We start from the raw sequence: 23,898 nt of genomic DNA, 5'->3' as shown, positions 1-23,898 counted from the left end.
AAAACGACAGAACGTAGGCCGGACCGGTTCGGCGCGCAGCGACAACCCGCCAGCTTTGCTACGGACTGCGGACCGCGGACCGCGGGCCAAGCCATCGGGAACGGGGTCGGCAAAACGCCAAAGCCCCGCACGGGGCGGGGCTTTGCTTGCGCAGCGGGCGCTTACTTCTTAGCCAGTTTTTTCAGCTCTTCGTCACGCAGTTCGCGGCGCAGGATCTTGCCGACGTTGGTGGTAGGCAGGGTATCGCGGAATTCCACGGCTTTCGGCACCTTGTAGCCGGTGACGTTGGCGCGCATGTGCTGCATGACCTGTTCTTTGGTCAGGTTCACGCCCGGCTTGGCGACCACGAATATCTTGATCGCTTCGCCGGATTTCTCGTCCGGGATGCCGATCGCCGCACATTGCAGCACGCCCGGCAGGGTCGCCAGCACGTCTTCCAGCTCATTGGGGTAGACGTTGAAGCCGGACACCAGAATCATGTCCTTCTTGCGGTCGACGATGCGCATGTAGCCGTCTTCCTGGATCACCGCGATATCGCCGGTTTTCAGCCAGCCCTCGGCGTCGATAATTTCGTCGGTGGCGTCCTGGCGCTGCCAGTAGCCCTTCATTACCTGCGGCCCCTTGACGCACAACTCGCCCACCGCGCCGAGCGTCAGTTCGTTGCCTTCGTCGTCGATGACCTTGCACTGAGTCGAAGGCACCGGGATGCCGATAGTGCCCAACTGGATGCTCTGAACCGGGTTGACCGTGGCCACCGGGCTGGTTTCGGTCATGCCAAAACCTTCACACACCGGGCTGCCAGTTACCTGGGTCCAGCGCTCGGCGGTGGCCAATTGCAGGGCCATGCCACCCGACAGGGTAATTTTCAGAGCCGAGAAGTCGAGCTTCTGGAAGTCTTCGTTGTGGCACAGGGCGACAAACAGGGTGTTGAGGCCGACGAAGCCGCTGAACTTGTAGCGGGACAGATCCTTGACCATGCCCGGCAAGTCGCGCGGATTGGTGATCAGCACGTTATGGTTGCCGATCAGCATCATGGCCATGCAATGGAAGGTGAAGGCGTAGATATGATAGAGCGGCAGCGGCGCGATGATGATTTCGCTGCCCTCGTTCATGTTCGACGCCATCATCGCGCGGGCCTGCAGCATGTTGGCGACCAGGTTGCGATGGGTCAGCATCGCGCCCTTGGCCACCCCGGTGGTGCCGCCGGTGTACTGCAAAACGGCGATCTCGCTGCTGGCCGGATTGGCCTCCCTGACGGCCTTACCGCGACCTTTGCTCAGGGCTTCGGTGAACTTGACCGCCTGCGGCAGGTTATAGGTCGGTACCATCTTCTTCACGTACTTGACCATGCTGTTGACCAGCAGGCGCTTGAGCGGCGGCAACATGTCGCCGACTTCGGTGATGATCACCGTCTTGATTCCGGTTTTCGGCAGAACCTGCTCGGCCAGGTGGGCCATGTTGGCCAGGCTGACCAGGGCCTTGGCACCGGAGTCGTTGAATTGGTGTTCCATTTCCCGCGCGGTGTACAGCGGGTTGGTATTGACCACGACCAGACCGGCGCGCAGGGCGCCGAACACGGCGACCGGGTATTGCAGGACGTTGGGCAGTTGCACGGCTATACGATCACCGGGCTGCAGGTCGGTGTGCTGCTGCAGGTAGGCGGCAAAGGCGCCGGACAGCTCGTACAGTTCGCCGTAGGTCAGGGTCTTGCCGAGGTTGCTGAAAGCCGGCTTGTCAGCGAAGCGCTGGCAGGACTGTTTCAGTACCGCTTGAATATTCGGGTACTGGTCGGGATCGATTTCGGCAGCAATCCCAACGGGATACTTGTCCTTCCAAAAGTTTTCGTTCATGGAAGCCCACTCCTAAGCAACAGCTTATCTTCACCGCGCAGAGGCGGTTGTTTATTGTGTGTTTGCCTGCATTTCGACCTGGCAGAAGGCCAAAAAGCGGGCCGAGGGTAGCAGCTTTGCCTGGGAGCGCCTAGCACCAAACACCGCCCAACCAGTCACAAAGTCGACCAATGATAATTATCAGGTCATTTTATGGCCTGCCTTTGCGCGCGTTCGCTGCGCCAGCAGGACAGGGCTGTGCGCCTGGGCCGCATCCCGCACGAGCCCGAACCCCGGATGAAATCCGGGGGGCAAACCGAGGGGAAATTCGCTGTTGGCTATTGGCTGCCGATTGCTTTCGGCCCAGGGCGCGGCGTGCCCTAGGCGATATCGCGCAGTTCGCGACGGAGGATCTTACCCACCGGGGTCATCGGCAGGGAATCGCGGAAGACGATGTGCTTGGGCACCTTGTAACCGGTGAAGTTTTCCCGGCAGTAGGCCTTGAGCGCCTCGCAGCTGAGGGCGCTGTCACGGGCGACGACGAACAGCTTGACCGCCTCGCCGGATTTCTCGTCGGGCACGCCGATCGCCGCACAGCTGGCGACTTGCGGGTGGCCCATGACCACATCCTCGATCTCGTTGGGGTACACGTTGAAGCCGGAGACGATGATCATGTCCTTCTTGCGGTCGACGATGCGCACGAAGCCGTCAGGGTCGATCACCGCGATGTCGCCGGTCTTGAACCAGCCCTCGGCATCGAGCACCTCGCGGGTAGCCTCTTCGCGCTGCCAGTAGCCCTTCATCACCTGCGGGCCCTTGATGCACAGTTCGCCGCGCTCGCCCAAGGGCTGCTCGTTGCCGTCGTCGTCAATGACCTTGAACGTGGTACCCGGCACCGGAATGCCCACGGTACCCAGCCGGGCCTGCTTGCCGTAGGGGTTGGTGCTGGCTACCGGCGAGGTTTCGGTGAGGCCGTAGCCTTCCACCACCGTGCAGCCGGTGATCACCTGCCAGCGCTCGGCGGTGGCCTTGACCAGCGCAGTGCCGCCGGAGTTGGTGACCTTGAGCTTGGAGAAATCGAGGTTCTTGAACTCGGGATGATCCATCAGCGCAACGAACAGGGTGTTGAGGCCCAGCAACGCGGAGAACTGCCACTTGCCCAGCTCCTTGATAAAGCCGGGGATGTCGCGCGGGTTGCTGATCAGCACGTTGTGGTTGCCGTTGACCATCATGCACATGCAGTTCGCGGTGAAGGCATAGATGTGATAGAGCGGCAGCGGCGCGATCATGATTTCCTGGCCCTGCTTCATCAGCGGGGTGCCGTCCTCGCCGAACTGCGACAGGCAGGCATCGACCTGCAGCATGTTGGCCACGAGGTTGCCGTGGGTGAGCATCGCGCCCTTGGCCACGCCGGTGGTGCCGCCGGTGTACTGCAGCACGGCAATGTCGTCGTGGCCGACCTTGACCGGCTTGAACTCGTGGCCATGGCCCTGCTTGAGCGCCGCCTTGAACGACACCGCCTGGGGCAGGTGATAGTCGGGCACCAGCTTCTTGACCTTCTTCACCAGGGTGTTGACCAGCCAGCCCTTGAGGCTCGGTTGCAGGTCGCCCATCCGGGCCTCGATCAGGTAGTCGATCTCGGTATCGGGCAGGACGTCCTGCACCAGCTTGCCGAACATGTTCAGGTAGACCAGCGCACGCACGCCGGCGTCCTTGAACTGGTGGCGCATCTCGCGGGCGGTGTACAGCGGATTGGTGTTGACCACGATCAAGCCGGCGCGCATCGCGCCGAACACGGCGATCGGGTATTGCAGGAGGTTGGGCATCTGCACGGCAATGCGCTCGCCGGGCTGCAGATCGGTGTGTTGCTGCAGGTAACTGGCAAAGGCACCGGACAGGCGATCCAGCTCGGCATAGGTCAGGGTCACCCTCATATTGCTGAACGCCGGCCGGTCAGCGAATTTCTTGCACGAGCGCTCGAACACCTCGACCACCGATTTGTAGGCACCCAGGTCGATATCGTTGGGTACGCCGGCCGGGCGTTTGTCGTTCCAGAAATCAGGCTGCATTATTTTTGTCCTCTAACCCTGAAAGTGTCTGCCCCGCTGAATCCGCCGTGGCAAAAATTGCGACGACGGCCGGCAAGGAACTGCAGCCGACGTTAGCAGCTCCGACCTGCAGCGCAAATACTTGCAGGGCGTCATTGACAACGTGAATCTTCGATCACTCTATTCGGCTGGGAAAAGCCTGCCTGCAAGCTCTACAATGCCGGACTCTCGCAGGTCGAAGGATTCGCCATGCAGCACAATGCTTACTGGCTCAATAGCAGCGATGCCACACCGCTCTATGTGAACCACTGGTTCGCCGAACAGCCGCCGAAAGCGGTGGTGATGGTGGCCCATGGCATGGCCGAACACAGCGGACGCTACGCCCGCCTGGGCGCCGCCCTGGTCGCGGCGGGCTTCGAACTCTTTGCCCACGACCAGCGCGGCCACGGCAGGACGGCCGAACACGGCCGCCTCGGCCACTATGCCGATGCCAACGGCTGGAACCTGGTGGTGGGCGACCTGGCCTGCCTCAATCACCATATTCGCCAGCAGCACCCGCAGGCACCGATCTTCCTGCTTGGTCACAGCATGGGCAGCTATATCGGCCAGGCCTACCTGATGCAGCACAGCTGCAGCCTACAAGGGGCCATTCTGTCCGGTTCCAACTACCAACCGTTGGCGCTGTACCGCGCGGCCAGGCTGATTGCCCGCTTCGAGCGCTGGCGCCAGGGACCGGCGGGACAAAGCGCACTGCTCGAATTGATTTCCTTCGGCTCATTCAACAAAGCCTTCAAGCCCAATCGTACCCGTTTCGACTGGCTGAGCCGCGACCCTGACGAGGTGGATGCCTACCTCAACGACCCGCTCTGTGGCTTTCGCTGCAGCAATCAGCTGTGGCTCGACCTGCTCGGCGGCCTGCTGCAGATCACCCCGCCGCGCAACCTGGCGCAGATCGACTGCAAACTGCCGTTGCTGGTAGTCGGCGGCGCCTGCGACCCGGTCAGCGACGGCAAGCGTTTAACCGATCTGACCAATGCCCTGCGCAAGGCCGGCCATACCCAGGTGCAATTGAAACTTTACCCGCAGGCTCGTCACGAGCTGCTCAACGACAGCAACCGCGACGCAGTCACCGCCGACTTGATCGACTGGCTGGAACAGGCCCTGAGCCATCCGCGCCAGCTTCACCCGCAGCCCCAGGAGACACACCCATGAGTCAAAGCAGCAACACGCCTTACGACGCTCTCGAAGTAGGCCAGACCGCCAGCTACAGCAAGACCGTCGAAGAGCGCGACATCCAGTTGTTCGCCGCCGTGTCCGGCGACCGCAACCCGGTGCACCTGGATGCCGAATACGCCGCTACCACCATGTTCAAGCAGCGCATTGCCCACGGCATGTTCAGCGGCGCCCTGATCAGCGCGGCCGTGGCCTGCGAACTGCCTGGCCCCGGCACCATCTACCTCGGCCAGCAAATGCGCTTCACCGCGCCAGTGAAGCTCGGCGATACCCTCACCGTGCGCCTGGAGATCCTGGAAAAACTGCCGAAATTCCGCGTACGCATCGCCACCCGGGTGTTCAACCAGAACGACGAACTGGTAGTCGATGGCGAGGCGGAAATCCTCGCCCCACGCAAGGCGCAGACCGTCGAACTGGCCGAACTGCCGCCGATCTCCATCGGCTAAGGCCAAGTTCTTGTTCGGCATCGATTGCTTGCGGCTCATGTCGGATTCGTTGCCGGTGGGCTGAAGCGGATCGCCGCCCGGTCCACCGCCTACCGCCGATCACCGCAAGTCCCCTACCCTGGCTGCGTGCAGGAGTATTCCCTGCTCGAGCCGCCCCCCTTGTTTCACTGGAGAACTCCATGTCCCTGTCCATGTACCAAGCATCCATTCCGGTGTTTATCCGCCAACTCGGCAACCTCTCGACCATCCTTGGCCTCGCCGCTGCCGACGCGGAAAGCAGAAAGATCGACCCCAGCGTATTGCTCAATGCCCGCCTGGCTCCCGACATGTTCCCGCTGAGTCGCCAGGTACAGATCGCCTGCGACGGCGCCTCGGCCGGCACTGCGCTGCTGGCCGGCATCGATGCGCCCAGCCAGGCCGATGACGAAACCAGCTTCGCCGAATTGCAAGCACGCATCGCCAAGGTCCAGGCCTTTCTGCAAGGCGTCAGCGCCGCGCAGATCGACGGCAGCGAGGAGCGCACCGTGACCCTCTCGCGCCGCGGCAAGGACACCCACTTCCAGGGCCAGGTCTTCCTGCTCGACCACGTGATGCCCAACTTCTATTTCCACTACACCACCGCCTACGCCATCCTGCGCCACAATGGCGTGGCAATCGGCAAGCGCGACTTCCTCGGCACCCGCTGAGTCCGCCCCGGCAGCGCCCGGCTGTGCCGGTCGCCGCCTTGCGCACGCCCGCTCTACACGCAGCGCTGAATTATGGTTTGCGTTTATTTATATTTGTATTTAATTTTAATTCATGAGAACCCCCAGCACAGTGACCAGCCCCCGTGCACCCGGCCGACCGGCGGGTGATTCGCCCGCGCAGCGCGAACGCCTGCTCGACATTGCCGTGCAAGCCTTCGCCCACGACGGCATCAAGGCCTCCAGCCTGCGCAGCATCGCCCAGCAGGCCGGGGTCACACCCGCATTGGTCAACTATTATTTCGGCAACAAGACCAAACTGCTCGCGGCGGCGGTCGAAGAGCGTCTGTTGCCGCTGCTGCTCGGACTTGGCCAGGAGCTGCGCCAGCTCGACGATGAGCCCATCACGCTGGTCAGCGGCTTTATCCAGGGCATGCGCCGAATCGTTCAGGACCATCCCTGGCTACCGCCGCTGTGGGTGCGCGAAGTGCTGTGCGAAGGCGGCGGCCTGCGCGAATTGCTGATGGGCCGCGTGGGCCCGGTGGTGGCGCACATGCTGGCCGAGCGTTTCGCCAGCGCCCAGCGACGCGGGGCGCTGAACCCCGACCTCGATCCGCGCCTGCTGGTGGTCTCGCTGATCGGCCTGACCCTGTTCCCCTATGCCGCCGCGCCAATCTGGCGCGGCCTGTTTGCGGCCCCCGAGCTGGACGACGCGGCGCTCGCCCGCCACACCCTCGCCCTGCTCGAACGTGGAATGGAGCCCTGATATGAGTAAACATCTGCTACCCAGCCTGATCCTGCTCGCGCTGCTCGGCGGCTGCGAACCTGCAGGTGAGCAAGCCCTGCTCGGCACCCTGGAGTGGGATCGTATCGGCCTGCCGGCGGAAACCTCGGAAACCATCCTCAGCTGGCAGGTCGCCGAGGGCGACCGGGTCGAGGCCGGGCAACTGCTGCTGGAGCTCGATCCGCGCCGCCAGGACGCACGCATCGCCCAGGCCCAGGCCGAAGTCGCGCAGGCCGACGCGCGCCTGAGCGAGCTGAGCAACGGCGCGCGCCTGGAAACCATCGAGGCCGCCCAGGCCATCCTGGCCCGCAACCGCGCCGAACAAATCGACGCCGAGCGCAATTTCCAGCGTTTCGACACCCTCTACCAGCATCGCCAGCTGGCCATTGCCGAACTGGATCGCGCCCGCGCCAGCCGCGACCAAGCCAGGGCCGCCACCCGCAATGCCGACGCCCAGCTGCGCGAGCTGACCCACGGCACCCGCCCGGAACAACTGCAACAGGCCGCCGCCAACCTGCAGGCCGTGCGCGCCAACCTGGCCCGCCTGCTGGTCGACCGCGAGCACCTGAGCGTACGGGCACCGCGCGCGGGACGGGTCGACGCCCTGCCCTTCAAGCCCGGTGACCAACCGCCGATCGGCGCCGAACTGGCCAGCCTGCTGGTCGGCGATGCGCCTTACGCACGGATCTACATCCCGGCCAGCCAGCGCCCCCACTTCGCCCTAGGCGACAGCCTGCGCGTGACAGTCCAGGGCATCGCACAGCCCTTCGTCGCCACCCTCAGCAGCATCCGCAGCGAAGCCAGCTTCACCCCCTACTTCGCCCTCAGCGGTGACGATGCCAGCCGCCTGATGTATCGCGCCGAGCTGCGCCTGCAGGGCGACACCGCCCGCCAGCTGCCAGCCGGGCTCCCGCTAAGCGCCGAGCGCGACGCCAATGCCCAACAGTGACGTGGTGATTCAGGCCAGCGGCCTGACCAAGCGTTTCGGCCAGCTCACCGCCGTCGACGACCTCAACCTGTGCGTGCGCCGCGCCGAGGTGTTCGGCTTCCTCGGCCCCAATGGTTCCGGCAAGTCGACCACCATCCGCCTGCTCTGCGGCCTGCTGCTGCCCAGTGCCGGGGAAATCGAGGTACTCGGCTACCAGATCCCCCGGGACGCCGAGGCGCTCAAGCGGCGCATCGGCTACATGACCCAGAAGTTCTCCCTCTACGAAGACCTCAGCGTGCTCGAGAACCTGGATTTCCTCGCCACCGTGCAGGGGCTGGACAAGGCCACCGCGCGCCAGCGTATCGCCGAGCTGCTGGAGCGCTACTGGCTGGGCGACCAGCGTCAGCAGATGGCCGGCACCCTCAGCGGCGGACAGCGGCAGCGCCTGGCACTGGCCGGCGCGGTCCTGCACAAGCCCGACCTGTTGCTGCTCGATGAACCCACCAGCGCGGTCGACCCGCAATCGCGCCGGGAATTCTGGGCATCGCTGTTCGAGCTGGCCGACGCCGGCACCACCCTGCTGGTCTCCACCCACTACATGGATGAAGCCGAACGCTGCACCCGCCTGGGCATCCTCGATGACGGCCGCCTGGTCGCCGACGGCAGTCCGCGTGAGCTGCTCGACGCCCTGCCCGGGCACCCATTACTGGTCGAGTGTGCCCAGCCGCGCCAGGCCCAGCAGGCCCTGCAAGGCTGCAGCGAGGTGCTGGCAATGGCGCAGATTGGCGTCGCCCTGCGGGTCCTGGTGGCCCGCGAAGACGCTCGCGAGCATATCGAGCAGCGCCTGCGCGACGCCCACATCGATGCAACCCTAAGCAGCACGCAAGCCAATCTGGAAGACGTCTTCGTCAGCGTCACCCGTCAACCCTTGCAGGCCCAGCGATGAACCTGCGACGCCTGACGGCGGTCATCGTCAAAGAGCTGCGGCAGTTGCGCCGTGACCGCCTGACCTTCGCCATGATCGTCGGCATTCCACTGCTGCAGCTGGTGCTGTTCGGCTATGCCATCAACATGGATGTGCGCGGCATCGACGCCGCCGTACTCGACCAGGCCAATACCGCGCGCTCGCGCGAGGTGGTGGCGGAAATCGGCTCCAGCCAGACCCTCAATCTGCGCTACCAGCTGAGCAATCCACAGCAGATGGATAGCCTGCTGCGCCAGGGCAAGATCAGCGCCGCCCTGGTCATCCCCAGGGATTTCGAGGCACGCCTGGAACGCCAGGGACGCCTGCCGCACGATCGCCTGCCGTTACAGCTGATAGTGGATGGATCGGACCAAAGCGTGCAGGCCTCGGCGCGCCAGCTGGCGAGCTACCCGCTGCCGGGCTGGGCAAGTCGCCAAGGGGTCGAGCTGGTCAACTTCTACAATCCCGAGCGTCTCGCGGCGCTCAACACGGTGCCGGGGCTGATTGGGGTGATCCTGACCATGACCATGGTGCTGTTCACCGCCATCGCCCTGGTTCGCGAACACGAGCGCGGCAATATGGAAATGCTGATTACCACGCCACTGTCGCCCTGGGAGCTGACCCTCGGCAAGGTACTGCCCTTCGTCGGTATCGGCCTGATCCAGGTGACGGTGATCCTGCTCACCGGCCGCCTGCTGTTCGAGGTGCCGATCCGCGGTTCGTTGTTGGAACTCTATGGCGCCTCCCTGCTATTTATCGTCGCCAGCCTGGCCCTCGGAGTGTTCATCTCGACCCTGGCCCGGACCCAGTTCCAGGCCATGCAGATTGCCTTCTTCACCTTCCTGCCGCAGATTCTGCTGTCGGGCTTCATGTTCCCCTTCGCCGGCATGCCCAAGGCCGCCCAGTGGATTGCCGAACTGCTGCCGCTCACCCACTTCCTGCGCCTGGCGCGCGGGATCATGCTGCGCAGCGCCGGGCTGATCGATCTCTGGCAGGAGATACTGGCCCTGCTGGTATTCACCGTGCTGATGCTGAGCGTGGCAGTCACCCGGGTGAGCAAGCACCTGGATTGAACAGTGAGCGTGCTGCCCCGGATCAAGCCAGGAATAAATCGCGCGCAAAAAAAAGGACGACCGAAGTCGCCCGAATTGCCTTGCGTGCTCGTGGAGCTGGAGAACTTACGGCGTCTTGCGCTTGTGTGAGTCCTTCCAGATGAAATAACCAACTCCGGCAAAGAAAGCGACCATCAGACCGACGGTGCCGATTCCGGCGAGAACTACGACATCGATAAACATGGCTGCCTCCTGCGGTAGCCCTCTTGGGCCGTTGGGGATGGCTGCAAGTTATCAGGACTGCGCGGCTGTTCATTGATCCAAGTCAAGGAGGCGCAAAGGTCGGCTACGCAGGGCAGCAGACACTGATCCAGGTCAACGAATCGGCTCCCGAACGGAGCGAAAGAAGCGGCGCGGCGCAAGGCGAGATCGCCTTTATGGATTGCGCGAAGCGCTTGTGAAACGACGCTCGCCTGCTGCGAGCGCCTCCCGGCGGCAGTGAGCCAAGGTTGATCGGCGCAGCACAAAAGCTGGCGGGTTGTCGCTGCGCCCTCGCGACGGTGCGCGACAGGTTCACAACCGCTGAGCCAGACCCGGCTAGCGCTTTTTCGACTTGCCCTTGCTGTTCTTCTTGCCCTTGGGCAGGGGCAGCGCCTGCTCGAACGCCTGGCGCATCTCGTCGAGCTTCTTGTCGTGCAGGTCGTGGATGCGCTTGCCGCGCTCGGCGCTGAAATCAATCAGCTTGTCATCGTTGCTCATGCTGGCGACCGGATTAAACGAAACGTCAGATTCAGGCGCGGCGCACACAGGGTGCGCGTCTTCGCCACTTGATGCTGCCAATAATGCTGGGTTGTACCGCTCATGACCAGCAACGAACCATGATTGAGCGCGAGGGAGTGCTCGATACGACTCTGGCCTTTGCGCCGCAGATCGAAACGCCGGGTGGCGCCCAGGTTGAGCGAGGCGACCAGGGGATTGGCGCCCAGCTCGGCTTCGTCGTCGCTGTGCCAGCCCATGGAGTCCTGGCCGTCGCGGTAATAGTTGAGCAATACGCCGTTGAGCGGCTGCCCCAGCGTCGCCACCAGCCGGGCGCGAATCTCGGCGAGCAGCGGCGTCCAGGCCAGCGGCCGATGGATCAGACCGGAATACCGGTAGCTGGCTTCGGCATCGCCGTACCAGGCGACCAGACGCGGCACCGGGTACTGCCGACCGTAAAGCCGCACCTGCGGCTGCTGCCAGGGCGTTTGCGCGAGCAACAGCGCCAGCCAGCGATCGGCCGTCGCCGGCTCCAGCCAGTGCGGCTTGAAATCCAGCTCGGCGTCAGCCAGTTGCAGGGCACTGTCGTTGAATAGGTTCACGGGCATTAGAAGGCAGTTATCGTGCACACCAGTGTGCGCGCCTCAGACTTCCACATCCACCCACAGACCCTGCCGCGGCAGTTCGTCGATGAGCGCCGCGTCAGCCTCGGCCACATCGCCGGCGGCCAGCTCCTCGGGGGTGTAACCATGGCGCTGGCGCTGGCGCCGGCGCTGCTCTTCACGCAGCAACTCCTCGGCTTCCTGCGGATGCCGCTTATCCAGACCCACAGCACTTTCCTTGGCGGTTTCTGCCACGGGCGTCACAGGCACGATGTCGGGCCTGGGCTTGATCACGTCCTGCTGGACAGTGACCGGCGCCAGGCTGTGCGGAATGGGCGGTAGCACTTTATGCAGTCCTCCTTTGGTCAGGCTGTCGGCCACTTGGACGCCAACTTGAGCGCGGTCTCGCTACACTTCCCATTCAAGTATCGCCGAATAAGTGCCGCTTAAGCAGCATTGCGCCTTTGGCCTAGGCCTGGCGTTCCGTTACCATAGTCGGCTTTTTCACGCGGGAGACAGGCATGGCGCAGTATGAACCGGGGCAACGCTGGATCAGTGACAGCGAAGCGGAGTTGGGCTTGGGCACCGTCCTCATGCAGGACGGCCGGATGCTCACCGTACTCTACCCGGCCACTGGCGAAACCCGCCAGTATGCTGCGAACAATGCACCGCTGACCCGCGTGCGCTTCTCCCCGGGCGACGAAATCACCCATTTCGAAGGCTGGAAGCTGACCGTCCAGGAAGTCGACGACCTCGACGGCCTGCTGGTTTATCACGGTCTCAACGGGCAGAGCCAGAGCATCAGCCTGCCGGAAACCCAGCTGTCCAACTTCATTCAGTTCCGTCTGGCCAGCGACCGCCTGTTCGCCGGGCAGATCGACCCCCTGCCCTGGTTCGCCCTGCGCTACCGCACCCTCGCGTTCACCAGCAAGCAATTGCAATCCTCGCTCTGGGGCCTGGGTGGTGTTCGTGCGCAACCGATCGCGCACCAGCTGCACATCGCCCGCGAAGTCGCCGACCGCATCGCCCCACGGGTATTGCTGGCCGACGAAGTGGGCCTGGGCAAGACCATCGAAGCCGGTCTGGTGATCCATCGCCAGTTGCTCTCCGGCCGCGCCAATCGCGTGCTGATCCTGGTGCCGGAAAACCTCCAGCACCAATGGCTGGTGGAAATGCGCCGGCGCTTCAACCTGGATGTGGCGCTGTTCGACGCCGAGCGCTTTATCGAGAGCGACGCCAGCAATCCCTTCGAGGATTGCCAGTTGGCCCTGGTTGCCCTGGAATGGCTGCGCGAAGACGAACGCGCCCAGGACGCGCTCTTCGCCGCCGACTGGGATCTGCTGGTGGTCGACGAGGCCCATCACCTGGTCTGGCACCCGGAGCACGCCAGCGTGGAATACAGCCTGGTCGAACAGCTTGCGCAGGTGATTCCCGGCGTACTGCTGCTCACCGCCACCCCGGAACAGCTCGGCCAGGACAGCCACTTCGCCCGCCTGCGCCTGCTAGACCCCAACCGCTTTCATGACCTTGCCGCCTTCCGCGCCGAAAGCGCCAACTACCGTCCGGTGGCCGAAGCCGTGCAGGAGCTGCTCGACCAGGGCCGCCTGTCGGCCACCGCGCACCAGACCATCCATGACTTTCTCGGCGCCGAGGGCGAAGAACTGCTCGCCGCGGTCAATGCCGGCGATAAAGAAGCCTCGGCACGCCTGGTGCGCGAGCTGCTCGACCGTCACGGCACCGGCCGCCTGCTGTTTCGCAACACCCGCGCCGCCGTGCAGGGTTTCCCCGAACGTGAGCTGCATGCCTACCCGCTGCCAAGCCCCGACCTGTATATGGAGCTGCCGATCGGCGAGCACCCGGACCTGTACCCGGAAGTCAGCTACCAGGCCCAGGCCGAGGTCGACGAGGAGCAGCGCTGGTGGCATTTCGATCCGCGCGTCGAATGGCTGATCGACACCCTGAAGATGCTCAAGCGGGTCAAGGTGCTGGTGATCTGCGCCCACGCCGAAACGGCCATGGATCTGGAAGACGCCCTGCGCGTGCGCAAGGGCATCGCCGCCACCGTGTTCCATGAAGGCATGAACATTCTCGAGCGCGATCGCGCCGCCGCCTACTTCGCCGACGAAGAATTCGGCGCCCAGGTGCTGATCTGCTCGGAAATCGGCAGCGAAGGCCGCAACTTCCAGTTCGCCCACCATCTGGTGCTGTTCGATCTGCCGGCCCACCCGGACCTGCTCGAGCAGCGCATCGGCCGCCTCGACCGGATCGGCCAGAAGCACCGTATCCAGCTGCATGTGCCTTATCTGGAAAACAGCCCGCAAGAGCGCCTGTTCCAGTGGTATCACCAGGCGCTGAATGCCTTCCTCGCCACCTGCCCGACCGGCAATGCCCTGCAGCACCAGTTCGGCAGCCGCCTGCTGCCGCTGCTGGAAAGCGGCGACGACGACGAATGGAAAAGCCTGGTGGATGCCGCAAAAGCCGAGCGCGAGCGCCTGGAAAGCGAGCTGCATGCCGGTCGCGACCGCTTGCTCGAGCTCAATTCCGGCGGTGCCGGTGAGGGTGAAGCCCTGGTCGAGGCGATTATCGAACAAGACGACCAGTTCGCCCTGCCGATCTACATGGAGCAACTGTTCGACGCCTTCGGCATCGACAGTGAAGACCACTCCGACAACGCCCTGATCCTGCGTCCCAGCGAGAAAATGCTGGATGCCAGCTTCCCGCTCGGCGACGACGAAGGCGTGACCATCACCTACGACCGCGACCTGGCCCTGGCCCGCGAGGACATGCAGTTCCTCACCTGGGAGCACCCGATGGTGCAAGGCGGCATGGACCTGGTGCGTGCCGGTTCGATGGGCAACACCGGGGTGGCGCTGATCAAGAACAAGGCGCTGAAACCCGGCACCGTGCTGCTCGAACTGCTGTATGTCAGCGAAGTGGTCGCGCCACGCGCCCTGCAACTGGGGCGCTACCTGCCGCCGGCGGCGTTGCGCTGCCTGCTCGACAGCAGCGGCAACGACCTGGCGCACAAGGTGGCGTTCGAAACCCTCAACGACCAGCTCGAAAGCGTGCCGCGTGCCAGCGCCAACAAATTCGTCCAGGCCCAGCGCGACACCCTCAATCCGCTGATCAATGCCGGCGAAAACAAGGTCGCGCCACGCCACATCGAGCGGGTGGCCGAGGCCAAACGGCGCCTGGCCGCCGACACTGAAGAAGAGCTGGCGCGCCTGACGGCCCTGCAAGCGGTCAACCCGAGCGTGCGCGACAGCGAACTCACCGCCCTGCGGCGGCAGCGCGAACAAGGCCTGGCCTTGTTCGACAAAGCCGCCCTGCGCCTGGAAGCGATTCGGGTGCTGGTGGCTGGCTGACGTGAGCGTTTGAAACAAAAAAGGCCCGCACTTGCGGGCCTTTTTCGTTCAGGGTGACAGGCTGTGGAAGGGGCTTCAGCCGCGATTCGAAACGCCTCCGGCTTGTCGCGGCTAAAGCGGAGCGCCGCCCGGCCCCTCCCACATTAGGCCGGCAGCGGCTCGGCCCCGGCCATACTGGCATGCATCCGCGTGGAGTCGGCGACAAAGCAGCGCGAGGCCTGCAGCAGCGCCAACATGGTGAGAAACAGTGCCACCGGGATCAGCAGCATCGCATCATGCAGGCCTTCCGCCTTGAAGACCTCGGTCATCTCACTGACACCAGCGGCGAGCATCGCCGCCTGGGCGAAATGATCGGACAGCAGGCCCACGCCAATGGGGCCGAGACCGCCACCGAGCAGGTACAGACCGGCGAAAAACAACGCCATGGCGGTGGCGCGCAAGCGCGGCTCGACGACATCCTGAAGCGCCGTGTAGACGCAGGTGTAGAAGTTGTACGCGAACAACCAGCCGACGCTGAAGACTGCAACGAATACGCCGACCTCGATGCGCCCGGCCAGCAGCGCATAGCTGGTGGCTCCGGCGGCGATGAGCATGCTCACGGCGGCGAACAGCAGACGCCCGGTTGCCGAATGCTGATGAATGCGATCGGCCATCCAGCCGCCCAGCGTCAGGCCTAACAAGCCGGTCACACCGACGATCACCCCGGTGGCCACCGCCGCCTGCCCCAACGGCATGAGGAAATACCGCTGCAGCATCGGCACCATGAAGGAGTTGCAGGCGTAGCTTGCGAAGTTGAAGGCCAGGCCGGCGAGTACCAGCCACCAGAAGGTGCGGATCGCCAGCACCTTGCGCAGCGGCTTGTCCACCGCAGTGGTCGCCACCTGCACGGCTTCCGCCGCACCGCGCCTGGGCTCCTTGATGAAGAACATGAACAGCGCGAGGATTATCCCCGGCACGGCAGCGATGAAGAAAGGCGCGCGCCAGCTGTCGAAGGCCTCGACCATGGCGCCGATGGTGAAGAACGCCAGCAACAGCCCCAGCGGCAAGCCGAGCATGAAGATGCCCATAGCTCGAGCGCGCTTGTGGGGTGGAAACAGGTCACCAATCAGTGAGTTGGCCGCCGGCGCATAGCTCGCCTCACCGATGCCAATACCCATGCGTACCAACAGGAAGCTCCAGAAATTCCAGGCCAGGCCGTTGACGGCGGTCAAGCTACTCCATACCACCAAGCCCCAACCCATGATCTTGCGCCGCGCGCCGGTGTCGGCCATGCGGCCCAAGGGCACGCCGGCTATGGCATAGACGATGGTGAAGGCAGTACCGATCAAGCCTATCTGAAAATCGCTGAGGCCCCACTCCAGGCGAATCGGCTCGATGATGATGGCCGGGATGGTACGGTCGAAGAAGTTGAACAAGTTGGCGAGAAATAGCAGGAACAGAATGCGCCAGGCGTTCGCCGCTTGTTGGGACTGCTGCATGGAATCATCTCTGGTTATTGTCATGAGCGCGATTCGGCGCGAGTGCACGAGCCTGCCTGACAGTAACTGCCTGGCGCCTGCGCAGTCGAATCTAGAGCCTGCAGCCTGGGCTGTCTGTGACTATTTACAGCGCTGATGTCGGTGAATCGCCGCGCCCGCGCAATCCTCTGCACTGCGAATTCACTGATGAAATGTTGCTTGGCCTTGAGTGGTCAGGTGTTCCGCCAGCCGTCTGCGTCGAGGCTTTCCATAGCCTGAATCGCGCTGCGCATGATCAAGAACCATCCAGCTGCACGAGGACATGCCACTGTTTGCGCCGGGCCGCACACTACCGACATCCCGGTAGCCGCCACCGGCGTACTCGATCGATTCGATTTATTCGCCCTCGGCGCTGCCGACGTCGCCCAACAGAACCTCAGGCCGGCAAAGGCGTCGGACGACACTTCGACTGCCGCCTGGTAAAGCGCAAGAGCTGCGATAGCAACGAGATTGGCTGCCGTTCGGCAGCAGCAGCCTGCCTCCGGGCATGCCGATCCGCGGCCATGGCCTTGCCCTATGCACGAACTCACTATACTCATGCCAGATCGCCATCCTCTTCACGCATAACCGGCGACAGCGATAATCGACGAGAGCGCGGGTCACGACTGACAGCCAGGGCCGTTACCGTGACCACTCACTGTTGATGGTTTTACCAGGCAACATTAACGCTGAGTCAGCAACAGGTCGCCATGTCCCTACCCGTTGAAACACCACCCGGCAAGCGCAACACCACTTCGCTGCGCCTAGTTCTCGCCCTGCTGCTGATGCAGTTGCCGTGCCTGAGCGAAGCCATGGCCGCGGAGAAAATGCGCCTGCAACTGCGCTGGCTGCCTCAGTTCCAATTCGCCGGCTACTACATGGCCCTGGAAAAAGGCTTCTATGCGCAGGCCGGGCTGGAGGTGGAAATCCACCCGGGCGGGCCCGGCAAACCAAATCCGATAGACCTCCTGCTCGAAGGTGATACCGATTTTGCCATCGCCAACAGCGGCCTGATCATCGCGCGGATGCAGGGCAAACCGCTGGTGGCGCTGGCGGCAATCATGCAGAGCTCACCCGTCGCGTGGATAGTGCGCGCCGACTCGGACATCTACACGCCACAGGATCTGGCCGGCAAGCGCGCGATGCTGATGCCCGCGCCGGAAAGCGCCGAACTGCTTATAACCCTGGCCCGCGAAGGCGTCGATCGCGACCAGCTGCAGCTGCAGCAGACCAGTTTCAACCCGCAAGACCTGATCGACGGCAAGACCGACGCCTACGACGGTTACATTTCCAACGAACCGTTCTGGCTGCAACAGCAGAAGGTGCCTTACCGGCTGATCAACCCGCGCGAATATGGGGTCAATTTCTACAATGACGTGCTGACCACGCGCGAAGCCCTGTTGCAGCAAAGTCCGGCGCAGGTCGAGGCCTTTATCCAGGCCAGTCTGCGGGGGTGGCAATACGCCCTGGACAACCTCGATGAAAGCGTGCAACTGGTTCATCAACGCTACGCCCCCGACAAGAGCCTGGAACATTTGCGTTTCGAAGCCGAGCAACTGAAGAAACTGATCATGCCCGAGCTGGTGCAACTGGGGCACATGAACCCGGGGCGCTGGCAAGCCATTGCGCAAAGCTACCTGGATCTGGGCATGGCCGAAGGACCGATCGAACTGGATGGCTTTATCTACAAGCACAAGGTGGCAACCGACAACAGCCTGCTCTACCAGGTGCTTGGTGGGGCCTTGCTGGTCCTGTTGCTGGTGGGCGCCGTGGCGTTGCGCTTCGCCCGCCTGACGCAGAAGCTGCGCCTGGAGGTCAGGCGCCGGCAGCAGGCCGAGCAGGAGTTGCGTGACAGCAACCTGCAACTGGAACGCCTGGCCAACACCGACCGCCTGACCGGACAGTGGTCACGCCTGAAGATCGAAGAACTGGCGCACAACGAAATCAAGCGAGCCGAGCGCTATGGTTTTCCCCTGGCCTTGGTGTTTCTCGATATCGACCGCTTCAAGTCGGTCAACGACCAGTATGGCCACGACGTCGGCGACTGTGTCCTCACTGGCGTGGCGCAACGGATCAGGTCCCACCTGCGCGACTCCGACAGCCTGAGCCGCTGGGGTGGTGAGGAGTTCATCATCCTCATGCCGCACACCGACCTCGATCAGGCCTACCTGATCGCGGAAAAACTCCGCGGCCTGCTCGCCGCCGAACCACTGACCGGAAGCATCGGCGTTACCGGCAGCTTTGGTGTGGCGCAGTGGCAGCCCGGACAAGGCCTGGGCGAATTGGTGCACTGCGCCGACCTGATGCTCTATCGCGCCAAGCAGCTGGGGCGCAATCGGGTCGAACGCTTTTCCTCCGGCGACACCCTGCCCCTGGTGTAACGCCCGACCGGGTCGTCAGCCGGCGCTGCGCCAGTGGCCCAGCCAAGCCAGTCCCGCCTGCGTCCCCGCTTCACCGGGCAGGTATTCGGCACCCAGCCAGCCCTGATAGCCGGTACGCTCGAGCGCCGCCAGGACCGGGGCAAACTCGAGCCGACCGGTTCCAGGTGCCCCGCGCCCGGGGCAATCGGCGAACTGCACATGGCCGATGCGCCCAGCCAACAGCTCGATGCCCACCACCAAGTCCACGCCTTGGCGCGCCATGTGGTAAAGGTCGTACTGGGCCGCCAGATTGGGATGCCCGACCCTGCGCAACATCTCATCGAGCTGCTCGGGGGTGTTGAGCAAAAAGCCCGGCATATCCAGCGGGTTGATCGCCTCCACCAGCACGCGGATCCCCAGCAGCTGAAAGGCTTCAGCCGTTGTGTGCAGATTGGCGGCCAGGGTCGCCAACGCCAGCTCTCGACTCACGCCTGCGGCCAGGCGTCCGGCCAGCACATTGACGCAGGTGGGACGGACCATCGCCGCATAGGTCAGGGCTTCCTGCAGCGCAGCGTCGAACTCGGCCTGGCGTGCCGGCACCGCCGCCAGACCGGCACCGCCGTCGAGCAAGTCGCCAGCGGGCAGGTTGATCAGCACCAGCGGCATGCCCGCCGCTGCCAGCGCCTCCTTCAGGCGAATCGCCGCCAACTCGTAGGGAAACTGGATTTCCACACCATCGAAGCCCGCCGCCGCGGCCGCCACCACGCGCTCGCGCAACGGCCGTTCGTTGAACAACAGGGACAGGTTGGCGGAGATTTTCATGCCTCGCTCTCCCGATACAGTTGCACCAGCGTGGCCGGATCGCGCTGCAGATTGCCCTGGCTACCGTGCAGGCGCATCAGCTGCGCCGCCAGGCCGCTGAGCGGTGCGGCCGAACCGCTCTCGCGCGACAGCTTGACCGCGCTGTCCAGATCCTTGAGCAGGGTGCGCACATGCCATTTGATCGGTTCGAACTGGCTGCTGGCCATTTGCGGGGCGAGGATCTGCAGCGGTTTTGAATCGGCAAAACCACCGGCCAAGGCCGGCGCGAGCAAGCTGGCATCGACCCCGGTCCGCTCCGCCAGGGCCACCACCTCGGCAATCACCAGCGCGTTGCAGGCGACGATCATCTGGTTGCACAGCTTGGTTACCTGACCGGCACCGACATCGCCCATGCGGGTCAGGCGCTGCCCCAGGTGGGCGAGGATCGGTCGCGCCCGCTCGACATCCTCCTCGCGGCCACCCGCCATGATCGCCAGGCTGCCGGCCTCGGCGCCGGGCGTGCCGCCGGACACGGGCGCATCAACCCAGCGCATGCCGCAACGCTGCTCCAACTCGGCGGCCATCGCGCGGGTCGCCGCCGGCTCCAGACTGGAGAAATCCACCAGCAGTTGCCCGGGGCGGGCACCCTCGACGATACCACCGGGGCCGAACACCACCTCTCGCACCACCTCGGTATTGGCCAGGCAGAGCATCACCATGCCGGCATCGGTGCACAACTCGGCCGGGGTTTGCGCACGCTGCGCCCCCAGCTCGAGCAACGGCAGGCACTTGTCCGGCGAACGGTTCCACACGCTCAGGGGATAACCGGCGGCCAGCAGGCGCCGGGTCATGGGCAAGCCCATCAGACCGATGCCAGCGAAAGCCAGGGCCGGCAGGGAAGTGGTCATCGATGCAGACATAATGCGACTCCAGCTCAAAGGACATGGCTATCTTAACGTAGGGTGCCCGGGCAACGCGGAACCTCTGCATCGAAGCCGCCATGGGCCGGGTGCAGGGCGAAACCCACCGGAGGGTATTGCCGATGCCGCCGAGGCAATCCGGGTGCAGCGCTGCGCCTTGCTCAGCCAGTGGGCACATCTCCAGCGCTGTCGCGAGGCCGATACCTGGCGTTCGTAGCGAAATATCAGCAGCGGTCGCTCGGAGACGCCCGCAGTAGGCGGGTGTTTTTTTTCACAGCCTCTCAGCCCAACCGCCACAAGCGCAGGATTCCCTTTATACTCCGCCGGCTTTCCCCGCTATTGAACCGGAGAACCCCCATGTTGAAGCGTCCCTTTGCGCTGGCCGTCGGCCTTGCCCTGTCTTTTTCCACCGTATTCGCCCAAGCCGCCGATGTATTGCGCGTCTCGGCCATCCCCGATGAAGCCCCCACCGAACTGTTGCGCAAATTCGAGCCGCTTGGCGCCTACCTCGAACAGCAGCTGGACATGAAAGTCGAGTTCGTCCCGGTATCCGACTATGCCGCCGTGGTCGAGGCCCTCGCCGCCGATCGTGTCGACCTGGCCTGGCTGGGCGGTTTCACCTTCGTCCAGGCGCGCCTGAAGACCGCCGACTCTGCACACCCCGCCATCCCGCTGGTGCAGCGCGCCGAAGATGAGAAGTTCACCAGCAAGATCATCAGCGCCGACCCGGCCGTGCACTCGCTGCAGGACCTCAAAGGCAAGACCTTCGCCTTCGGTTCGGTGTCGTCCACCTCCGGCAGCTTGATGCCGCGCTATTTCATGCTCAAGGACGGGATCAACCCGGAAGAGTTCTTCAGCCGCATCGCCTACTCCGGCGCGCATGACGCCACCGCGGCCTGGGTGCAGGCCGGCAAGGCCGACGGCGGCGTACTCAACGCCTCGGTGTGGGACAAACTGGTCGCCACCGGCAAGGTCGATACCGACAAGGTCAAGGTAATCGCCACCACCGCGCCCTACTTCGATTACAACTGGACAGTGCGCGGCACCCTCGACCCGGTCGTACGCGACAAGATCCAGGCGGCGTTCCTCGCCCTCGACCCGGCCAACCCGCAACACAAGGCTATCCTCGACCTGCAAGCCGCCAGCCGCTTCATCGCGACCAAGGCCGAAAATTACCAGGGTATCGAGGAAGCAGCCCAGGCGGCCGGCCTGTTGAAGTGAGTGTCAGCCTCAGCGGCGTGGGCCTGACCCACGCCAACGGTAAGGTTGCGCTCAACGAGATCGATCTGCGGGTAAAGCTCGGCGAGCGGGTGGCCATCATCGGCCCATCGGGCGCGGGCAAAACCAGCCTGCTGCGCCTGCTCGCCAGCAACCTGCAACCCAGCAGCGGACAAATCCAGCTGCTCGGCCAGCAGCCTTGGCAGCTTTCGGCCGGCAAGCGCCAGCAGTTGCGTGCGCGCATCGGCCTAATTCATCAGACACCGCCCCTGCCGCCACGCCAGCGGGTGGTCACGGCGGTACTGGCGGGTAAGTTGGGACAATGGTCGCTGGGCAAAAGCCTGCTCAACCTGCTGCATCCGCTGGATATGCCCGGTGCCCAGGCGGCCCTTGCGCGCCTGGACCTGGCGGACAAGCTGTTCGAACGCTGTGATCAGCTCTCCGGTGGCCAGTTGCAACGGGTCGGCATTGCGCGGGTGCTCTATCAGGCGCCGGAACTGATCCTGGCCGATGAGCCGGTGTCGGCCATGGACCCGGTGCTCGCCGGGCATACCCTGAGCGTACTCAATGAGGAAGTCAGTCGGCGCGGCATGACCCTGCTGGCCAGCCTGCATGCGGTGGAGTTGGCCCTGGCGCATTTCCCGCGAATCATCGGCGTGCGCGAGGGTCGCATCGTCTTCGACCTGCCACCCGCAGCAATCAGCGTCAACGCGCTGGATGCGCTATACGCCAACGAACAATTGCAAGCCGTGCCCGCTTCGGCAGTGCCGGCGCCTGTGAGCGTGCAGATCCCGCGATGCTGAACCCGCCACTGCGTGACCCGGCCGCCCTGCCGCGCCTGGCCCTGACCCTGCTGGCAGTGCTGCTGTTGTGGCCGGGCCTGACGCTCAGCGAGCTGAACCTGGCGGTGCTGTTCGAGCAACAGAACGCCGCCAATATGGGCGGCTTTCTCGCCGAGTTCTGGCCGCCGGCGCATGATCGCGAGTTCCTCCGGTTGCTCGCTCGCGCCACCCTGGAGACCCTGGCCATCGCCACCGCCGGCATGGCCCTGGCCCTGCTCATCGCCATTCCCGGGGCACTGCTGGCCAGCCGCGCGCTGTCACTCTCCGCGGTGCACCGTGGCGGACGTCCGGCCTGGTGGGCGCAGGCGCTGCGCTGGCCGGTACGCGGCCTGCTGATCGTCCTGCGCAGCGTGCCGGAAATCGTCTGGGCGCTGCTGTTCGTCCGCGCCGTTGGCCTCGGCCCGACCGCCGGGGTGCTGGCCATCGCCATCACCTACAGCGGCATGCTCGGCAAGGTCTACGCGGAAATTTTCGAGTCGGTCGACCCGCGTCCGAGCCGCGCCCTGCTGATCGCTGGCAGCCCTCGCTTGGCCGCCTTCGCCTACGGGGTGCTGCCCAATGCCGCCGCGGAAATGCTCTCCTACACGGTGTACCGCTGGGAATGCGCCATCCGCGCCTCGGTGGTCATGGGCTTCGTCGGTGCCGGCGGCCTGGGCCAGCAGATCGACCTGTCGCTGCGCATGTTCGCCGGCGGCGAAGTGGCCAGCATGCTGCTGACCTTCCTGTTGCTGGTCCTGCTCGCCGACCAACTCAGCCGCCTGCTGCGCGCGAGGTTGCTATGAAGCCTGCTGCAGACAAGCGTTTGGGCAACTACGCCCTGCTGCTGGCCTTGCTGGTGACGGTGGTGGCGTCCTTCCGCTTCCTGGGCATCGACCTTGGCGCACTGATCGGTGGCGACAGCCTGAGCCAGATGGGCCGCTATGCCGGCAACTTCTTCAGCCCGGATTTCTCGGTGCCACACTTGCGGGCCATCGGCCACGGCGCACTGGAGACCCTGGCCATGTCGGCCATCGGCACCCTGCTAGCGGCCCTGTTCGGCCTGCTCCTGGCCTTGCCGGCCGCCGGACGTTTCGGCTGGCTGGCACTGAGTGGCTCCCGCTTTCTTCTGAATGCCCTGCGCGCGATACCAGAACTGGTGTGGGCAGCCCTGGTGGTGCTGGCCGCCGGCCTCGGGCCGAATGCCGGCACCCTGGCCCTGGCCCTGCATACCACCGGGGTGCTCGGCCGGCTGTTCGCCGAAGCCCTGGAGAACACACCGGACGAACCGGCCGAGGCGATTCGCCTGAGCGGCGGCGGACATGTGGCGGCATTCTGCTACGGCACCCTGCCGGCAATCTGGCCGCAACTGATCGCCTATTCGTTGTACCGCTGGGAAAATAATATCCGCATGGCCAGCGTGCTCGGTTTTGTCGGTGCCGGCGGCCTGGGACAGATGCTCTACGTCAGCCTCAGCCTGTTCCAGCAAGCCCAGGCGGCGACGGTGATCCTGGCGATGCTGATCCTGGTGCTGGGCGTCGACGCCTTCAGCGGCTGGGCGCGTCAACGCTGGGTCAGCGCGTAAGGCGGTCCGG

22 protein-coding genes are annotated in these 23,898 nt (G+C 64.3%); 13 read left to right on the top strand and 9 right to left on the bottom strand.

The window, feature by feature from the left end; genetic code table 11:
• Positions 1-161: 161 nt before the first annotated feature.
• Both fadD1 and fadD2 read right to left on the bottom strand, forming a co-directional pair.
• Positions 162-1,850: a long-chain-fatty-acid--CoA ligase FadD1 gene (gene fadD1 / locus PH586_RS13705; protein WP_271348315.1), complete on the bottom strand. Its 1,689-nt coding sequence runs from the start codon at positions 1,848-1,850 to the stop codon at positions 162-164.
• 359 nt (positions 1,851-2,209) lie between these two features.
• Positions 2,210-3,898: a long-chain-fatty-acid--CoA ligase FadD2 gene (gene fadD2 / locus PH586_RS13700; protein WP_271348314.1), complete on the bottom strand. Its 1,689-nt coding sequence runs from the start codon at positions 3,896-3,898 to the stop codon at positions 2,210-2,212.
• Positions 3,899-4,126: 228 nt separating this feature from the next.
• Between fadD2 and PH586_RS13695 the strand changes: the two genes are divergently transcribed.
• The 7 genes from PH586_RS13695 to PH586_RS13665 all read left to right on the top strand — a co-directional run bounded on the left by PH586_RS13695 (position 4,127) and on the right by PH586_RS13665 (position 9,988).
• Positions 4,127-5,089 carry an alpha/beta hydrolase gene (locus PH586_RS13695; RefSeq protein WP_271348313.1) on the top strand — a complete coding sequence of 321 codons (963 nt, stop codon included), beginning with the start codon at positions 4,127-4,129 and terminating at the stop codon, positions 5,087-5,089.
• On the top strand, positions 5,086-5,556 hold the full coding sequence (locus PH586_RS13690; RefSeq protein ID WP_271348312.1) for a MaoC family dehydratase: 471 nt from the start codon (positions 5,086-5,088) through the stop codon (positions 5,554-5,556). The genes PH586_RS13695 and PH586_RS13690 overlap by 4 nt, the downstream gene beginning before the upstream one ends.
• A gap of 179 nt (positions 5,557-5,735) precedes the next feature.
• Positions 5,736-6,242 (top strand): DUF1993 domain-containing protein, encoded by a 507-nt coding sequence (locus PH586_RS13685; protein ID WP_271348311.1) that lies wholly within the window; start codon positions 5,736-5,738, stop codon positions 6,240-6,242.
• Between the two features lie 130 nt (positions 6,243-6,372).
• Positions 6,373-7,005, top strand: a complete 633-nt coding sequence (locus tag PH586_RS13680; protein WP_271348310.1) for a TetR/AcrR family transcriptional regulator — start codon at positions 6,373-6,375, stop codon at positions 7,003-7,005.
• A gap of 1 nt (position 7,006) precedes the next feature.
• Positions 7,007-7,972, top strand: coding sequence for an HlyD family secretion protein (locus PH586_RS13675; protein WP_271348309.1), 966 nt, complete (start codon positions 7,007-7,009; stop codon positions 7,970-7,972).
• Positions 7,959-8,897 (top strand): ABC transporter ATP-binding protein, encoded by a 939-nt coding sequence (locus tag PH586_RS13670; RefSeq protein WP_271348308.1) that lies wholly within the window; start codon positions 7,959-7,961, stop codon positions 8,895-8,897. The genes PH586_RS13675 and PH586_RS13670 overlap by 14 nt, the downstream gene beginning before the upstream one ends.
• Positions 8,894-9,988, top strand: a complete 1,095-nt coding sequence (locus tag PH586_RS13665) for an ABC transporter permease (RefSeq protein WP_271348307.1) — start codon at positions 8,894-8,896, stop codon at positions 9,986-9,988. The genes PH586_RS13670 and PH586_RS13665 overlap by 4 nt, the downstream gene beginning before the upstream one ends.
• A gap of 105 nt (positions 9,989-10,093) precedes the next feature.
• On the opposite strand, the gene ccoM is transcribed toward PH586_RS13665, so the two are convergent.
• The 4 genes from ccoM to PH586_RS13650 all read right to left on the bottom strand — a co-directional run bounded on the left by ccoM (position 10,094) and on the right by PH586_RS13650 (position 11,670).
• Positions 10,094-10,210 carry a cytochrome c oxidase subunit CcoM gene (gene ccoM / locus PH586_RS23590; RefSeq protein ID WP_300655501.1) on the bottom strand — a complete coding sequence of 39 codons (117 nt, stop codon included), beginning with the start codon at positions 10,208-10,210 and terminating at the stop codon, positions 10,094-10,096.
• A gap of 354 nt (positions 10,211-10,564) precedes the next feature.
• The gene (locus tag PH586_RS13660; protein WP_271348306.1) at positions 10,565-10,726 is read right to left on the bottom strand and encodes a hypothetical protein; all 162 of its coding nucleotides are present in this window, start codon (positions 10,724-10,726) and stop codon (positions 10,565-10,567) included.
• Positions 10,723-11,331, bottom strand: coding sequence for an alpha-ketoglutarate-dependent dioxygenase AlkB family protein (locus PH586_RS13655; RefSeq protein ID WP_271348305.1), 609 nt, complete (start codon positions 11,329-11,331; stop codon positions 10,723-10,725). The genes PH586_RS13660 and PH586_RS13655 overlap by 4 nt, the downstream gene beginning before the upstream one ends.
• A 36-nt stretch (positions 11,332-11,367) precedes the next feature.
• On the bottom strand, positions 11,368-11,670 hold the full coding sequence (locus tag PH586_RS13650; RefSeq protein WP_271348304.1) for an aspartate-semialdehyde dehydrogenase: 303 nt from the start codon (positions 11,668-11,670) through the stop codon (positions 11,368-11,370).
• Positions 11,671-11,846: 176 nt separating this feature from the next.
• Here PH586_RS13650 and rapA point away from each other — a divergent pair, with 176 nt between their 5' ends.
• Positions 11,847-14,690, top strand: coding sequence for an RNA polymerase-associated protein RapA (gene rapA, locus PH586_RS13645; RefSeq protein ID WP_271348303.1), 2,844 nt, complete (start codon positions 11,847-11,849; stop codon positions 14,688-14,690).
• 143 nt (positions 14,691-14,833) lie between these two features.
• On the opposite strand, the gene PH586_RS13640 is transcribed toward rapA, so the two are convergent.
• Positions 14,834-16,168, bottom strand: coding sequence for a spinster family MFS transporter (locus PH586_RS13640; RefSeq protein ID WP_271348302.1), 1,335 nt, complete (start codon positions 16,166-16,168; stop codon positions 14,834-14,836).
• 728 nt (positions 16,169-16,896) lie between these two features.
• On the opposite strand from PH586_RS13640, the gene PH586_RS13635 reads away from it, so the two are divergent.
• A complete protein-coding gene (locus tag PH586_RS13635; RefSeq protein WP_271348301.1) occupies positions 16,897-18,567 on the top strand; it encodes a GGDEF domain-containing protein in 1,671 nt (556 codons plus the stop codon).
• A 15-nt stretch (positions 18,568-18,582) separates the two neighbouring features.
• Here PH586_RS13635 and PH586_RS13630 read toward each other — a convergent pair whose 3' ends face one another.
• The gene (locus PH586_RS13630; RefSeq protein WP_271348300.1) at positions 18,583-19,368 is read right to left on the bottom strand and encodes a hydroxypyruvate isomerase family protein; all 786 of its coding nucleotides are present in this window, start codon (positions 19,366-19,368) and stop codon (positions 18,583-18,585) included.
• Complete coding sequence (locus tag PH586_RS13625) at positions 19,365-20,255, bottom strand: NAD(P)-dependent oxidoreductase (protein WP_271348342.1); 891 nt, start codon at positions 20,253-20,255, stop codon at positions 19,365-19,367. Before PH586_RS13625 ends, PH586_RS13630 begins: the two co-directional genes overlap by 4 nt.
• A gap of 369 nt (positions 20,256-20,624) precedes the next feature.
• On the opposite strand from PH586_RS13625, the gene PH586_RS13620 reads away from it, so the two are divergent.
• The 4 genes from PH586_RS13620 to phnE are packed head-to-tail and all read left to right on the top strand — an operon-like array spanning position 20,625 to position 23,888.
• On the top strand, positions 20,625-21,488 hold the full coding sequence (locus tag PH586_RS13620) for a putative selenate ABC transporter substrate-binding protein (protein WP_271348299.1): 864 nt from the start codon (positions 20,625-20,627) through the stop codon (positions 21,486-21,488).
• On the top strand, positions 21,485-22,288 hold the full coding sequence (locus PH586_RS13615; RefSeq protein WP_271348298.1) for a phosphonate ABC transporter ATP-binding protein: 804 nt from the start codon (positions 21,485-21,487) through the stop codon (positions 22,286-22,288). The genes PH586_RS13620 and PH586_RS13615 overlap by 4 nt, the downstream gene beginning before the upstream one ends.
• Positions 22,282-23,109, top strand: coding sequence for a PhnE/PtxC family ABC transporter permease (locus tag PH586_RS13610; protein WP_271348297.1), 828 nt, complete (start codon positions 22,282-22,284; stop codon positions 23,107-23,109). The genes PH586_RS13615 and PH586_RS13610 overlap by 7 nt, the downstream gene beginning before the upstream one ends.
• A complete protein-coding gene (gene phnE / locus PH586_RS13605; RefSeq protein ID WP_271348296.1) occupies positions 23,106-23,888 on the top strand; it encodes a phosphonate ABC transporter, permease protein PhnE in 783 nt (260 codons plus the stop codon). The genes PH586_RS13610 and phnE overlap by 4 nt, the downstream gene beginning before the upstream one ends.
• Positions 23,889-23,898: the final 10 nt, after the last annotated feature.

The organism is Pseudomonas aestuarii (genome assembly GCF_027988105.1).
GTDB lineage: Bacteria > Pseudomonadota > Gammaproteobacteria > Pseudomonadales > Pseudomonadaceae > Aquipseudomonas > Aquipseudomonas aestuarii.
Note: the sequence above shows the minus strand (reverse complement) of the source record. Positions and strands in the feature narration are given on the sequence as shown.

Coding starts and splice junctions, on each gene's coding strand:
- rapA (WP_271348303.1), top strand. CDS start 11,847: ATGGCGCAGTATGAACCGGGGCAACGCTGGATCAGTGACAGCGAAGCG.
- PH586_RS13640 (WP_271348302.1), bottom strand. CDS start 16,168: ATGCAGCAGTCCCAACAAGCGGCGAACGCCTGGCGCATTCTGTTCCTG.
- PH586_RS13620 (WP_271348299.1), top strand. CDS start 20,625: ATGTTGAAGCGTCCCTTTGCGCTGGCCGTCGGCCTTGCCCTGTCTTTT.
- PH586_RS13695 (WP_271348313.1), top strand. CDS start 4,127: ATGCAGCACAATGCTTACTGGCTCAATAGCAGCGATGCCACACCGCTC.
- PH586_RS13635 (WP_271348301.1), top strand. CDS start 16,897: ATGTCCCTACCCGTTGAAACACCACCCGGCAAGCGCAACACCACTTCG.
- PH586_RS13610 (WP_271348297.1), top strand. CDS start 22,282: ATGCTGAACCCGCCACTGCGTGACCCGGCCGCCCTGCCGCGCCTGGCC.
- PH586_RS13660 (WP_271348306.1), bottom strand. CDS start 10,726: ATGAGCAACGATGACAAGCTGATTGATTTCAGCGCCGAGCGCGGCAAG.
- PH586_RS13685 (WP_271348311.1), top strand. CDS start 5,736: ATGTCCCTGTCCATGTACCAAGCATCCATTCCGGTGTTTATCCGCCAA.
- phnE (WP_271348296.1), top strand. CDS start 23,106: ATGAAGCCTGCTGCAGACAAGCGTTTGGGCAACTACGCCCTGCTGCTG.
- PH586_RS13655 (WP_271348305.1), bottom strand. CDS start 11,331: ATGCCCGTGAACCTATTCAACGACAGTGCCCTGCAACTGGCTGACGCC.
- PH586_RS13625 (WP_271348342.1), bottom strand. CDS start 20,255: ATGACCACTTCCCTGCCGGCCCTGGCTTTCGCTGGCATCGGTCTGATG.
- PH586_RS13670 (WP_271348308.1), top strand. CDS start 7,959: ATGCCCAACAGTGACGTGGTGATTCAGGCCAGCGGCCTGACCAAGCGT.
- PH586_RS13665 (WP_271348307.1), top strand. CDS start 8,894: ATGAACCTGCGACGCCTGACGGCGGTCATCGTCAAAGAGCTGCGGCAG.
- PH586_RS13690 (WP_271348312.1), top strand. CDS start 5,086: ATGAGTCAAAGCAGCAACACGCCTTACGACGCTCTCGAAGTAGGCCAG.
- PH586_RS13630 (WP_271348300.1), bottom strand. CDS start 19,368: ATGAAAATCTCCGCCAACCTGTCCCTGTTGTTCAACGAACGGCCGTTG.
- fadD2 (WP_271348314.1), bottom strand. CDS start 3,898: ATGCAGCCTGATTTCTGGAACGACAAACGCCCGGCCGGCGTACCCAAC.
- fadD1 (WP_271348315.1), bottom strand. CDS start 1,850: ATGAACGAAAACTTTTGGAAGGACAAGTATCCCGTTGGGATTGCTGCC.
- PH586_RS13675 (WP_271348309.1), top strand. CDS start 7,007: ATGAGTAAACATCTGCTACCCAGCCTGATCCTGCTCGCGCTGCTCGGC.
- ccoM (WP_300655501.1), bottom strand. CDS start 10,210: ATGTTTATCGATGTCGTAGTTCTCGCCGGAATCGGCACCGTCGGTCTG.